Here is a 12,978-nt window from a genome sequence, read left to right as displayed (position 1 = left end):
AGTGAACAGTTGCTTAGCAGTTGCTAACGTGGCTTACATCAAAAAAACCAATGGCATTTGCCGTGAAGGAAAATTGACTAAGTTTTAGTCATACACGTTAGGAGAAATGAGATATGGATGATGCTCATGTACAGGAAATTTTAAGGAACCCCAAGTTCCAAGAGTTGGTGCAAAAACAGCGCAAGCTGAGTTGGGCGCTGACCATCTTAATGTTAGTGATTTATTTCGGCTTTATCTTATTGGTCGCTTATAACCCAGAGTTTTTGCATAGCTCATTTAGCGGTGTGATCACCTGGGGCATTCCGCTGGGTATCGGTGTGATCGTTGCATCATTTGTGCTGTGTTGGGTGTATTCTGTTGTATGTAATAAAGCATTTGATCGTTTGAACAGCGAAGCCATTCGCGAAGTGAATGAAATTTTGCATACGCAGAAGAATGCAACTTCACAAAACAGCGCGAACAAAGGAGCTGAATAATGATCAAGGTCAATAACACTTTGAAAATGATGCTCACCACAGCATCAGCAAGCATGATCAGCTTGAGCGCATTTGCAGCGCCAACGGTCGGTGAAACTGAAAAGCAGGCGACCAATTGGATTGCCATTATCATGTTTGTGCTGTTCGTAGGTCTGACACTCTTTATCACCAAATGGGCGGCAAAACGTACTCAATCGACCAAAGATTTCTATACCGCAGGTGGTGGGATTACAGGTTTTCAAAATGGTCTGGCGATCGCAGGAGACTTTATGTCGGCGGCATCCTTTCTTGGGATTTCGGCGATGGTGTTTAGCTCGGGTTACGATGGTTTGCTCTATTCACTCGGCTTTATGGTCGGTTGGCCAATCGTCCTATTCTTGATTGCAGAGCGTCTACGTAACCTCGGTAAATATAACTTCTCTGATGTGGCATCGTTCCGTTTGGAAGAGCGTCCAGTGCGTGCCATGGCAGCGGTCAACTCATTAGTTGTTGTCGCATTCTACTTGATCGCACAGATGGTTGGTGCAGGTCAGTTGATCAAATTACTATTCGGTTTGGATTATAACATTGCAGTCATAATCGTCGGTTTACTGATGATGGCATACGTGATGTTCGGCGGTATGCTTGCAACGACTTGGGTACAAATCATCAAAGCGGTACTGCTACTTTCAGGTGCATCATTCATGGCATTCATGGTGATGAAGCATGTTGGCTTTAGCTTTGCGGAAATGTTTAACCAAGCGATTAATGTGTTTGGTGAAGTGCATAACAAAACCACAGAAGAAGCCACCCAAATCATGGGACCTGGTGGTCTAGTCAAAGGACCACTTGATGCGATCTCGCTTGGCTTGGCATTGATGTTTGGTACAGCAGGTTTGCCACATATCTTGATGCGTTTCTTTACTGTAAAAGATGCGAAGGAAGCACGTAAATCTGTGGTCTTTGCCACTGGATTTATCGGTTATTTCTACCTATTGACCTTTATCATTGGTTTCGGTGCAATCTTACTGGTTGCGAATAACCCTGCATATATTGATCAAGCAAAAACTGCTATCACAGGTAGCTTGCAGTTGATCGGTGGTAGCAACATGGCTGCAGTACATTTGGGTCATGCAGTCGGCGGTAATATCTTCTTAGGCTTTATCTCTGCGGTTGCTTTTGCAACGATCCTTGCAGTGGTTGCAGGTTTGACTTTGGCAGGTGCGTCTGCGGTATCGCATGATTTGTATGCCAATGTCTTCAAACGTGGTCAAGTGACAGAGCAACAAGAGCTCAAAGTATCGAAAATGGCAACGCTTGGCTTGGCGATCTTCGCGATGCTACTCGGTATCATGTTTGAGAAACAAAACGTGGCATTCATGGTTGGCTTGGCATTTGCGGTCGCTGCATCTGCAAACTTCCCAGTATTGATCTTGTCAATGTTCTGGCGTGGTTTAACAACTCGTGGTGCAGTGATCGGTGGTTGGGCTGGTTTAATCAGTGCCTTGATCTTGATCTTCCTGACCAAAGCGGTTTGGGTGGATACCTTGAAGCTCGGCGAGCAAGCACCACTTGATATGAGTAATCCTGCATTGTTCTCGATGTTGATCTCATTCTTTGCATGTTGGTTCTTCTCGATCACGGATAAGTCTGCTCGTGCACAGCAAGAGCAAGCGAAATATGATGCGCAGTTCGTGCGTTCAATGACTGGTATTGGTGCATCAGGTGCTTCAGATCACTAAGTTTGATCAAATATCAGTGTAAAATTATTCAAATCATTAAGAAGCCGATCCATTGTGATCGGCTTTTTTCATAAATTGGCAGTTTTGAAAATTGTTTAAAATAATTTAAAAATATCGTGATCCGCGTAACTCTTCTGTTGTAAAATTCATGAAATAAGTATCATTTATATTTGAGGCAGACACAGATGCAACGACTCTCCCTACTCAGTCTGAATATTTTCCTGCTTATGCAGTGTGCTGTGTCTGTATATGCTGTTGAGCAGACCACCGACGGCACAGATAATACGACGGTCAATGTTTTACCAACCATTGAAGTCAAGGCCACAGACGATACCCAAGCCTATGCTGCTACGACTGCATCCGCAGTACTGCGTTCGGATACACCACTTTTTGAAACAGCACAATCCATTAGTGTGATTAGTGAAAAGCAACTCGAACAAAAACAAGCCAAGACCCTTGCAGAAGCATTACAAGGCGTAGCGGGTGTATCTTCGGGGCAGTATGGTCGTCGTGGGTGGGATGACTTTATCATTCGTGGGCAAGTGTCGAGTGCGCAGACCTATGTGGATGGATTGCGTATTCAATCTTCCGACAATGCCTTGCGCTCTGAAGATATTACAGGTTTGCAATCCATTGAAGTGGTGAAAGGACCAACCTCGACAGGTTTTGGTTTTGCACTACCAGGTGGCTTGGTGAATTTAAGCACCAAGCGCCCAGAGGCGGAAACAGCCTATCGAGGTAACGTAAGCTACGGCAGTAATGCTTTGATAGATGGGACTTTTGATCTTAACTATGCGCCGAACAATACTGAAAAAGGTGCTGTGCGTGTGGTTGGTCATGTATCTGATCAAGATGATCCGACAGATTATATCTACTATAAAAACTATTATTTCTCACCATCATACAACTTCGATCTTGGGGATAAAGACGAGCTTTCTGTGATTGCGAGCTATCAGTATCGAGATTTTATCCGTCAGCAAGGCATTCCATATAGCGATGGTGACTATAAGAATTATTCAGAACGTCTGTACTTTGGTGTGCCAAACTTAAGTAATACCGTCGAAGTGCTTCGTTTGGGTTCAAACTATACGCATTACTTTGATCATGGTTGGACGTTTAAGCAGAATTTTGCAGTGACTCAAACCGATGCGGATAACAATCCAGTCCTTGCAGGGGGTGAAAGTCCACTGCCTACGATTAATCGTAGACTTGAACGACAACTCAAAGATGATGTGAATTTTGCACTAGATCAAAATGTGTCACGTCAATTTGATTGGGGAAAAACACAGTACGATTTAATGGTCGGTTTAGATGCGATGCACGAGCGTAGTGACTATGAGCGTCGTCGCAAGAATCTCACCGCATTTGATGCAGATAACCCTGTATATACCGCTGTCACACCTGCTACAGCAACGATCGCGCATCAGATTACCGATACGCAGTATATGGGTGTCTATCTACGCAATCATTTTAAAATTGATGAGCATTGGATTTTAGGTTTATCAGGTCGTCATGATTGGACACAGGTCGAAGTAGAAGACATTTACAATGATAGCCTCACCAAGAATTCGGACAATGCCTTTACAGGGAATGCCTCATTGATGTATCAAATCAATGATCAGTTTGCGCCGTATGTGAGCTATGCAACATCCTTTTTCCCAGTCAGTGATATGGGCGAAGATGGCGACTTGTTAGATCCTGAAGAGGGCGAACAATTTGAGGTCGGTGTCAAGTTTCAAGGCTTAGATCAGAAGTTGCAAGGTTATGTGGCATATTATGATTTAACTCGTAAAAACGTCACTGAATCTGATACATCAGGAGATTATTCAGTTCAAATTGGTGAGCAACAAACCAAAGGTTTTGAAACAGAACTGTCTGCGGCGTTAACTGATCAGTGGAATGTTACAGCGACCTATAGTTATATCCCAACAGCAAAGATCACAGAAAGCGAAACGACCAGTGATATTGGTAATCGCATTAACCACGTGCCGAAAAATGCAGGCTCTTTATCGACACAGTACTATTTTGGTGCGGATCAGTTGGGTTGGAATATCGGTGCAGGTGTGAGCTATCAAGGTGAGCGCTCTGCGCAACGTGGTAGTAGCTATGTGCCCTTATCGAGCTATACTTTATATGATGTCAATGCAGGCTATGAAGCCAAACATTGGGGCGCAAAGTTCAGTATCAAAAACTTATTTGATAAAGAATATTTGGTTGGGACAACACCAAATGCACAATTGGTTAATTGGGGTGATCCACGTGCTTTCCGCTTAAGCTTAAACTTTAAGTACTAAGCAACCTTACTTCGACATAAGATGAGTAAAAATTATCTGATTCGTGGGAGCGTCAGTCGCATTGTTCGAGGGCAGAATAGCTTTAGCAAAATGACGTTTTTCAAGGTATCGGATACATTTTAGTGTATGACCGAGTTTGCGGCTGACAAATGGTTTTGCTTACTTTTCCCGAAAGAAAAGTGAGTCGAACCGAAGGTTAATCCCGAAATATGACTATACACTGCAAGACCTTGTCTAAAAATACTTTTCTTTTTCAAAGAAGTACAACAAAAACTTCATCGAGCCGAGGTTAAATTATTAAGAAACCGATTACTAAATTCAATCCATAAAAAACCGAGCGATTTGCTCGGTTTTTTACATATTTGTTTTGCTGATCGGTATCGAATTAGATATCCGCTAAATCAATCCCAATACGAGTTGCAACTTCTTCATAAGCTTCAACTACACCGCCTAAACCTTGACGGAAACGGTCTTTGTCGAGCTTCTTCTTGGTGTCTTTGTCCCATAGACGGCAACCATCTGGAGAGAATTCATCACCAAGCACGATGCGATCGTGGAATACACCAAATTCAAGTTTGAAATCCACCAAGATCATGTTGCCTTGATCAAAGATTTTGCTCAAAACATCATTGACTTGATAGGTCAGCTCTTTCATTTTTGCCAATTGATCTTCATTTGCCCAACCAAGCGCAATTGCTTGTGACTCATTGACCATTGGATCGCCCAACGCATCATCTTTAAAGAACAACTCAAAAGTTGGCGGGGTCAATTGTTTGCCTTCTTCTACACCAAGACGACGACACAATGAACCGGCTGCATAGTTGCGAATTACGCACTCTACAGGAATCATGTCGAGTTTTTTCACCAAAACTTCGTTCGGGCTGAGCAATTCTTCAAAGTGTGTTTCGATGCCAGCATCTGCTAACTTTTTCATAATAAATGCGTTGAAAAGGTTATTCACTTTACCCTTACGGTCAAGCTGTTCGATCTTTTCACCATTAAATGCAGATGCATCATCACGGAACACCAAAATCAGGTGATCAGGATTGTCGGTTTCGTAGACTGATTTTGCTTTTCCAGTGTAGAGCAAGGCTTGTTTAGACATGGGTGAACCTTAAATATGTGAGGCGTTCGTAGTGCGCAGATTAAGCAGGCCAGTTTTGAAAAATCAGTGCGAGAATTTCACTGGCAACATCGCGATCTGCAAAATTATTGTCGGTATTATATACGCCTAGGGTGTTACTTGCACCTGATGGCGTCAAACGAAGTTGATAATTTTGATCTTGATAACGAATTTGCGTGACATTAGGCGTTTCACCTGCTTCAGTCTCAAAGTTGGAAGCACTCACCGCAGCAGTGACATATTCCCAAACTTGATTGGCGCCACCATCGACTTTGAGTAATGGAATGCCATTACCATCTTGTACCAGTTGTGGACGTGATGGTGCTGTGCCCGTGCTTGTTGCAGTCGCCTCTGCGACTGGCTCAGGACGAGGCAGGTCAAAGCGATTACCTTTTTTATTGCTAAAGTTTGGTGCTTGCTCAAGTGCACGCGGATCAACTTCAGGTGCTGGATACAGCGCATGTTGTGGACGCATTTGTAGGCTTTCAGGGACTTTTAACGGCGGTACAGTTTTCGCCGACTTATAGTCCAGTGAACTGTTGTCCATCGCCAAACGAGAACAACCCAACAAACTCATAGATACCAGTCCAAGTACGACTACAACACGTAACTGCATAATTTTTCGCTCTATTTATTTCGATTTACGGCAATTCAATTGCCATCAACTCAATGGTCATCATCAGCTTAGCATGCCATGAATCATGCAGACTCAATGATGTGCGTTGCCTGTAATGCTTCACGAATTGGCGTGCGATATTGCTCTGCCAAAGGCGTTAATGGAAGGCGAATACCTGTACCCATTTTGCCCATTTCATGTAGCGCCCATTTTACAGGGATTGGGTTGGATTCACAGAATAAAATGTCATGCAATTGTGCGACTTGTGTATTGAGGCGATGTGCTTCAGCTTTGTTATCACTGAGTGCAGCTTCACACATTTGGCTCATGGCATGAGGTGCAACATTGGCAGTCACAGAGATGTTGCCTTTTGCACCTGCAAGGATCAATTCCCATGCTGTTGCATCGTCGCCTGAATAGACCACCATGTCAGCGACATCTAAGTGGTGCATCAATTGAATGCCACGAGGGATATCACCTGTAGCATCTTTGACACCAATGATATTAGGGATTTTTGACAAACGCACCACGGTATCATTGTCCATATCTACCCCAGTACGACCTGGGACATTATAAAGAATCTGTGGAATATCAACCGCTTCAGCGATGGCTTTATAATGCTGATATAAGCCTTCTTGAGTTGGTTTATTATAATACGGCGTGACCAAAAGTGCCGCATCTGCGCCAACTTCTTTGGCAGCCTGTGTCAGTTCGATCGCTTCACTGGTCGAATTTGCACCTGTGCCTGCGATAATAGGAATGCGTTTGTCTGCAACACGAACGATCTCAGCGATGACTTTGATGTGTTCATCCATACTTAAAGTCGATGCTTCACCAGTGGTACCAACAGCAACGATGCTGTGCGTACCTTGTTCGATATGCCATTCTACAAGCTGCTTTAGCCCAGCCCAATCCACGTTGCCATCTTCTAACATTGGGGTGACAATTGCGACGATTGAACCATGAATGGTTGTTGCTAGCTGAGTCATTTTAAAACACGATCCTATAATGACATCCGAAACGAAGCTATTTAATCACAGCCGAAGTGTGCTGACGACGAGCCCAAAGTAATAACCAGTAATAGAGTGCTCGTGCGCTAAGAAGCGGATGCTTTTCATTTAAAAATTTTTATGTAGATCAATACGCAGTGATGAAGTTTGAATAAATCAAAGCGAGTGTTGATTGATCACAATGACCTTGAATTATGAACTATGCCGAGTTGAAGAACAATAGTGTTTTTGCATGTGCAGTGTTATCAAATATAGTGATCAACAGGATGATAAAGCTAAAATCTAATAGATAAAACCGTATTCAAAATTGACAAAGGGCTTTTCGATAAAAGCCCTTTGTATGTCATGAACAGATCAGTTTAAAGCATAAACAGAATTTGCATTTCACCGACTAAGAAGCCAAGCACAGCACCGACGATGATCAGTGACCATTCGTCTTCTTTGAATGCAGGACGTAGCATGCCCTCAAACTCTTCTGGTGTCAGGCGTTGCATACGTGTGATCAATGTATTACGGATATCCATCGCATCTTCTGCATAAGATTCCATCGACTTCATCGTTTCAGGCAGACGCTCCATGATTCGCTCAGCAACTTTGGTTTTGAGCACTTGGTATTTTGCACCGCCAATGGCATATACCACGAGCGGACGAATAATCCCTGCTTCAATGTCGATCTCTTGACGAACATGACGATTAACAAGGTTGATCACGCTGTCAGAGCGAGGTCCTGTAAACAGCTCTTCGATCAAATGACGAGAAGTTAATAATTGTTTAGAAATCAATGCAGCATAGTCTGCGGCAACTTCATTTTGACGCTTTAAGAATAAACCTTGCCATGTATAGCCTAAGACTTTCTTAGGTTTCAATGGGCGAAACATCATCTGCAAAGCAAGCCAATCACTAAAGAAACCAACAAAGCCACCAAACATTGGGAGCATCCACGGATATTTACCCTGTGTCACAATCCAGCAGGTCATCTGAACCAAACCGATGGCAAAGCCAAAAACAAAACCGACGTTCATAAAAAATTTAAATTCTTCTTTACCTACTTTTTTGAAAATTTCATTTAACAGGCGTTTGTCTTTGAGTAAGTTGCTGACCACCATATGTTTGATGTCGAAATATTGCACAACATCTTTTTGAATCTCTGCCATCACTTGTTGCACGATATCAGGCGCTCGTGATTTTACACGGTTAATCAGCTTTGCACGTGCGAACTCTGGCATACCTTCCCAGAGTCCCGGATGTTGCTCCTGCGCAACCTCTCGGGTGATATCTTCAGCGGCCGCCATAAGAGGTGCTTCGATTTCTTTTGCGATGCGTTTTGGATCAAGTCGAGCAAAAATTTCCTCAGGTTTGATCAACTTTGAGGTCATGAGATCGACAGCAACGGTTGCCATTTTTTCGGCTTTGCGTGGCACGATACCTTGCCAACCAAAAATCGGTTTGATGCCTTTAAACTCCAGTGGAGAAAACATCATATGAATCGCCACCACTTTCGTGACATAGCCAATGATGCCACTGATAAATGGGATGGAGATGTACAGCCAAAAATGTTGCTGAAAGTCAGCCCACATGGATTCCAACATTTTATTTTCCTTAATACACTGGGCGTAGATGCAACATATGCACAAGTGATAGAGCCAATGTCCACAATCAAATAATCGAGCCAAGCGATGTGAACTAAATATCTTGCATGATCAAATTGGTGATTTTAACAGCAAATTTATCTAAAGAAACTAACGTAATTAAATATAGTTCCACGATTTTTGGTCAATACATTGCAACAGCACGAGCAGGATTGATCATTGTGCAGCTCTATACGATAGTGCTTCACTAATGTGCATGGTGCTAATTTGCTCAGACTGTGCAAGATCGGCAATGGTACGTGCAACACGTAATATACGATGATAGCCACGTGCGGAAAGCTGTAAGCGTTGCTGTGCCATCGCAAGAATATTCTGACTTTGCGCATCGAGCTGTACGTGTTGGTCGATTTGTTGCGGTGTGAGTCCTGCGTTCAGATAGCCTTGACGTTGGAGCTGTTGTTGATTGGCTGATAAAACACGTTCACGTACAGACGCAGAGTTTTCACCTGCTTGTTGCTGTTGAAGCTCTTGCGCAGATAGCGGTGGCACTTCGATATGCAAATCAATCCGATCAAGTAAAGGTCCTGAAATACGATTTTTGTAGCGTTTGATTGCTTCGCTTGAACATTGGCAACGACTATCTTGATGGAAGGCGTAGCCACATGGGCATGGATTCATCGCTGCAATGAGTTGAAAATTGGCAGGATAGCAAATCTGTCTTGAAGCTCTCGAAATTACGACTTCTTTTGATTCCAAAGGTTGGCGCAAAACTTCTAATACTTTGCGATCAAATTCAGGCAACTCATCCAAAAACAATACACCTAAGTGCGATAAGGTGATTTCCCCAGGTTTGGGATTGGAGCCTCCACCAACTAGTGCTACCGCCGAAGCGGTATGATGTGGTGCTCGAAATGGGCGCACACCAAAAGCATGATTTTGGTTTGAAATCGAATAAATGCTTGCAACTTCTAAACTTTCACTATCGGTGAGTGGTGGCAAAATACTTGGCAGACGTGAAGCGAGCAGAGTTTTCCCAGTCCCTGGTGGTCCTGTAAAGAGTAACGAGTGTCCGCCTGCAGCGGCAATTTCTAAAGCTCGGCGAGCTTTCAGTTGTCCTTTGACATCTGCAAGGTCAGGCAAATTATCAAGCAAAGTGTGATTCGGCTGATAATGGTGCGCAGGCTGTTGTACTGTTCCCGTCAAAATATCGCAAACGGTTTTTAAGTTACTGGTCGCATAGACCGTTAAATCTTGGATACAGCAGGCATCATCGGCATTTTGTTCAGGGAGTAATAGTTGTCGTCCTGAGCTTTTACAGGCGTGGGCAATACTCAGAATCCCTGAGATTGGACGAAGTTGTCCATCTAGGGCAAGCTCACCAAGTAACTCAAACTGACTTATACGATCATCAGCGATTTGTCCTGATGCAATCAAAATCCCAACCGCAATCGCCAAATCTAAACGTGAGCCATCTTTGGGTAAATCGGCAGGTGCAAGGTTGATGGTCAGACGTTTATTGGGAAATTGAAAACCACTATTAATAATTGCAGATCGGACACGATCTTTACTTTCACGAACGGCAGCTTCTGGTAAACCAACAATGGTTAAAGCAGGTAAGCCTTGACTGGCATGGACTTCGACTTCGATTAACGGTGCACTTAATCCGAGTACACTGCGGGAATAGACTTTGGCAAAACTCATTTATTGTTCCATTATTGTGCGTTTTTATAAAAAATGCTGTGTTTTTGATCAATGTTGGCGCAATTGTTATTTTTTGATTTGATTTTGCAACGACTCAATTTGCTGTTGTAGTGCATTCATACGTTGGTTGGCTTGTTCTAGTGCAATTTTTTGGCGTTCAAGCTCTTGTTTCGATACCAAGTCCATTTTTTCCACCATTTCTGCCAAAACTGCACGAATATTGTGCTCAAGGTCTGCCTTTGGTGCAGCAAGTTGTTCTTTTAAAGCCTGAACGAAGGTATCTAATGTAGGAGTCATGGTTTTTCATCAAGGATTTATCAATTCAAAATCAAGATACAATAAATGTAACTGAGATGATAGTTGTAAGATGGATAATTCAAAGAATACTGGTAAACTGTAGGGATAACATAGCTTTAAATTGTGCGAACTTTGGAATTTCCCCAACCTTTCTTAAGTTTGGCACGAAAATTGATATGTAAAAACCACTATTGGTATGAGTAAACCCAAAGGAAGATAACATGAAGCTCGTAACAGCAATCGTTAAACCGTTTAAGCTTGATGATGTCCGTGAATCACTTTCAGAAATCGGTGTACAAGGTATCACTGTGACTGAAGTCAAAGGTTTCGGTCGTCAAAAAGGTCATACAGAACTTTATCGTGGTGCAGAGTATGTGGTTGATTTTTTGCCTAAGGTAAAAATCGAAATCGCAATCAAAGACGATATGGTTGATGGCGTCATTGAAGCAATCACTCGTGTGGCAAGCACTGGCAAAATCGGCGATGGTAAAATCTTTGTTTCTAACTTAGAGCAAGTGATTCGTATCCGTACTGGTGAAACTGGTCCAGACGCAGTCTAAATCAAAATGGCATGACATTTGCTAATTTGTATTTATGAATTTTTAGCTTAGCAAGTCAGCACAACTTAAATTGAAGGTTGGGGGATCTAATGAATAAATTGCTACTGGCGTTTGGTCTATCGACTGCGCTACTCGGTACATCTCCAGTATGGGCCGAATCCGAATCTACAACTGCGCCAACTGAAGAAACAGTTTTGGCAGTTGAAACAACAGAAGCTCCAGAAATGGCAGCTGTTGAAGCGACTCCAGTGGAAGCGGCTGTTGTTGAAGAAGTTGCACCAGCGGAAGAAGAGCCAACACTTGATACAGGTGATACAGCGTGGATTTTGACATCTACAGCACTTGTACTTTTGATGACTATTCCAGGTTTGGCATTGTTCTACGCAGGTATGGTGCGTAAGAAAAACGCTTTGGGCACAATGGCACATAGCTTGACGGCTGCTGCTGTGGTGAGTATTGCATGGGTTGTGATCGGCTACAGCTTGGCATTCACCGAAGGCAACAGCTTTATCGGTGGCTTTGAGAAGATGATGCTCTCTGGAATCACGACAGATGCACTCAGTGGCACGATTCCTGAAATCCTATTCGTCATCTTCCAAATGACCTTTGCGATCATCACTGTGGCGATCATCAGTGGTTCAATTGCGGATCGTATGAAGTTTAGCGCATGGCTTGCTTTCATCACCATTTGGGTCATCGTTGTATATGCACCGATCACACACTGGGTATGGGGTGGCGGTTGGTTAGCGAATGACGGCGCACTCGACTTTGCTGGTGGTACTGTTGTACACATCAACTCAGGTGTAGCGGGTCTAGTTGCGGCATATATGCTTGGTAAGCGTATGGGCTACGGCAAAGAAGCAATGGCACCACACAACTTGACTTTAACTGTAGTCGGCGCAAGCTTACTTTGGGTGGGTTGGTTCGGTTTCAACGGTGGTTCTGCTTTGGGCGCAAATGGTTCTGCAAGCTATGCGATCATCGTAACGCAAGTTGCAGCGGCAGCGGCAGCACTATCATGGTTGCTTGTTGAACGAATGGTACGTGGTAAAGGTTCTGTACTTGGTGCAGCATCTGGTGCGGTGGCTGGTCTTGTGGTGATTACACCTGCGGCTGGTTTCGTAACAGTTGGTGGTGCATTAATCATGGGCTTGATCGGCGGTGTAGTGTGCTTCTGGGGTATCAGTGGTCTAAAACGCTTGTTGAAAGCAGACGACTCGCTTGACGCATTTGGTTTACACGGTGTGGGTGGTATCGTTGGTGCGATCTTAACCGCAGTATTTGCAAGTGAATTCATCATGGGTGAGAACGCACCTACTGATATGATGCATCAATTGTGGGTACAAACTGAGGGTGTATTGGCAACGATTGCATACAGCGCAGTATTGACCTTCATCATCTTGAAAGTAATCGACTTGATCATCGGTATCCGTGTGGAATCTGACGATGAGCGTATGGGTCTTGATCTTAGCCAACATGGCGAACGTGTGGAGTAATTCTCACCACGTGCAAGATTCGACAGTAAGAAAACTCCGCTTCGGCGGAGTTTTTTATGTCGGAGTTTTGATTGTTTTTAGTCTGACGTCTTGAA

The 12,978-nt window shown here is 43.5% G+C and carries 11 protein-coding genes; 5 read left to right on the top strand and 6 right to left on the bottom strand.

Translation table 11 applies throughout. The features are described from left to right. Positions 1-113: 113 nt before the first annotated feature. The 3 genes from MKI79_RS01640 to MKI79_RS01630 all read left to right on the top strand — a co-directional run bounded on the left by MKI79_RS01640 (position 114) and on the right by MKI79_RS01630 (position 4,491). The gene (locus MKI79_RS01640) at positions 114-476 is read left to right on the top strand and encodes a DUF485 domain-containing protein (protein WP_241570330.1); all 363 of its coding nucleotides are present in this window, start codon (positions 114-116) and stop codon (positions 474-476) included. Positions 477-502: 26 nt separating this feature from the next. After that, positions 503-2,197 (top strand): cation acetate symporter, encoded by a 1,695-nt coding sequence (locus MKI79_RS01635; RefSeq protein WP_241570402.1) that lies wholly within the window; start codon positions 503-505, stop codon positions 2,195-2,197. A 185-nt stretch (positions 2,198-2,382) separates the two neighbouring features. Next, entirely contained in the window at positions 2,383-4,491 is a 2,109-nt protein-coding gene (locus tag MKI79_RS01630; RefSeq protein WP_241570329.1) for a TonB-dependent siderophore receptor, read from the top strand. A 385-nt stretch (positions 4,492-4,876) separates the two neighbouring features. On the opposite strand, the gene purC is transcribed toward MKI79_RS01630, so the two are convergent. From purC to MKI79_RS01600, 6 genes are all read right to left on the bottom strand, one after another. Further along, complete coding sequence (gene purC / locus MKI79_RS01625) at positions 4,877-5,596, bottom strand: phosphoribosylaminoimidazolesuccinocarboxamide synthase (protein ID WP_241570328.1); 720 nt, start codon at positions 5,594-5,596, stop codon at positions 4,877-4,879. 40 nt (positions 5,597-5,636) lie between these two features. Next, positions 5,637-6,233, bottom strand: coding sequence for a lipoprotein-34 precursor (NlpB) (locus MKI79_RS01620; protein ID WP_407651528.1), 597 nt, complete (start codon positions 6,231-6,233; stop codon positions 5,637-5,639). Between the two features lie 80 nt (positions 6,234-6,313). Further along, positions 6,314-7,219 carry a 4-hydroxy-tetrahydrodipicolinate synthase gene (dapA, locus tag MKI79_RS01615; RefSeq protein ID WP_241570326.1) on the bottom strand — a complete coding sequence of 302 codons (906 nt, stop codon included), beginning with the start codon at positions 7,217-7,219 and terminating at the stop codon, positions 6,314-6,316. Between the two features lie 380 nt (positions 7,220-7,599). Beyond that, positions 7,600-8,817 carry a DUF445 domain-containing protein gene (locus tag MKI79_RS01610; RefSeq protein WP_241570401.1) on the bottom strand — a complete coding sequence of 406 codons (1,218 nt, stop codon included), beginning with the start codon at positions 8,815-8,817 and terminating at the stop codon, positions 7,600-7,602. 228 nt (positions 8,818-9,045) lie between these two features. After that, the gene (locus MKI79_RS01605) at positions 9,046-10,530 is read right to left on the bottom strand and encodes a YifB family Mg chelatase-like AAA ATPase (RefSeq protein WP_241570325.1); all 1,485 of its coding nucleotides are present in this window, start codon (positions 10,528-10,530) and stop codon (positions 9,046-9,048) included. A 66-nt stretch (positions 10,531-10,596) separates the two neighbouring features. Further along, a complete protein-coding gene (locus MKI79_RS01600) occupies positions 10,597-10,827 on the bottom strand; it encodes an accessory factor UbiK family protein (RefSeq protein ID WP_241570324.1) in 231 nt (76 codons plus the stop codon). Between the two features lie 221 nt (positions 10,828-11,048). Between MKI79_RS01600 and glnK the strand changes: the two genes are divergently transcribed. Beyond that, the gene (gene glnK, locus MKI79_RS01595; RefSeq protein ID WP_241570323.1) at positions 11,049-11,387 is read left to right on the top strand and encodes a P-II family nitrogen regulator; all 339 of its coding nucleotides are present in this window, start codon (positions 11,049-11,051) and stop codon (positions 11,385-11,387) included. An 89-nt stretch (positions 11,388-11,476) separates the two neighbouring features. Next, a complete protein-coding gene (locus MKI79_RS01590; protein WP_241570322.1) occupies positions 11,477-12,883 on the top strand; it encodes an ammonium transporter in 1,407 nt (468 codons plus the stop codon). Positions 12,884-12,978: the final 95 nt, after the last annotated feature.

Source organism: Acinetobacter sedimenti (assembly GCF_022601685.1).
GTDB lineage: Bacteria > Pseudomonadota > Gammaproteobacteria > Pseudomonadales > Moraxellaceae > Acinetobacter > Acinetobacter sedimenti.
Note: the sequence above shows the minus strand (reverse complement) of the source record. Positions and strands in the feature narration are given on the sequence as shown.

What these genes read in the sequence shown, in the direction of transcription:
- MKI79_RS01640 (WP_241570330.1), top strand. Translation starts at nt 114, where the DNA reads ATGGATGATGCTCATGTACAGGAAATTTTAAGGAACCCCAAGTTCCAA.
- MKI79_RS01635 (WP_241570402.1), top strand. Translation starts at nt 503, where the DNA reads ATGATGCTCACCACAGCATCAGCAAGCATGATCAGCTTGAGCGCATTT.
- MKI79_RS01630 (WP_241570329.1), top strand. Translation starts at nt 2,383, where the DNA reads ATGCAACGACTCTCCCTACTCAGTCTGAATATTTTCCTGCTTATGCAG.
- purC (WP_241570328.1), bottom strand. Translation starts at nt 5,596, where the DNA reads ATGTCTAAACAAGCCTTGCTCTACACTGGAAAAGCAAAATCAGTCTAC.
- dapA (WP_241570326.1), bottom strand. Translation starts at nt 7,219, where the DNA reads ATGACTCAGCTAGCAACAACCATTCATGGTTCAATCGTCGCAATTGTC.
- MKI79_RS01610 (WP_241570401.1), bottom strand. Translation starts at nt 8,817, where the DNA reads ATGTGGGCTGACTTTCAGCAACATTTTTGGCTGTACATCTCCATCCCA.
- MKI79_RS01605 (WP_241570325.1), bottom strand. Translation starts at nt 10,530, where the DNA reads ATGAGTTTTGCCAAAGTCTATTCCCGCAGTGTACTCGGATTAAGTGCA.
- MKI79_RS01600 (WP_241570324.1), bottom strand. Translation starts at nt 10,827, where the DNA reads ATGACTCCTACATTAGATACCTTCGTTCAGGCTTTAAAAGAACAACTT.
- glnK (WP_241570323.1), top strand. Translation starts at nt 11,049, where the DNA reads ATGAAGCTCGTAACAGCAATCGTTAAACCGTTTAAGCTTGATGATGTC.
- MKI79_RS01590 (WP_241570322.1), top strand. Translation starts at nt 11,477, where the DNA reads ATGAATAAATTGCTACTGGCGTTTGGTCTATCGACTGCGCTACTCGGT.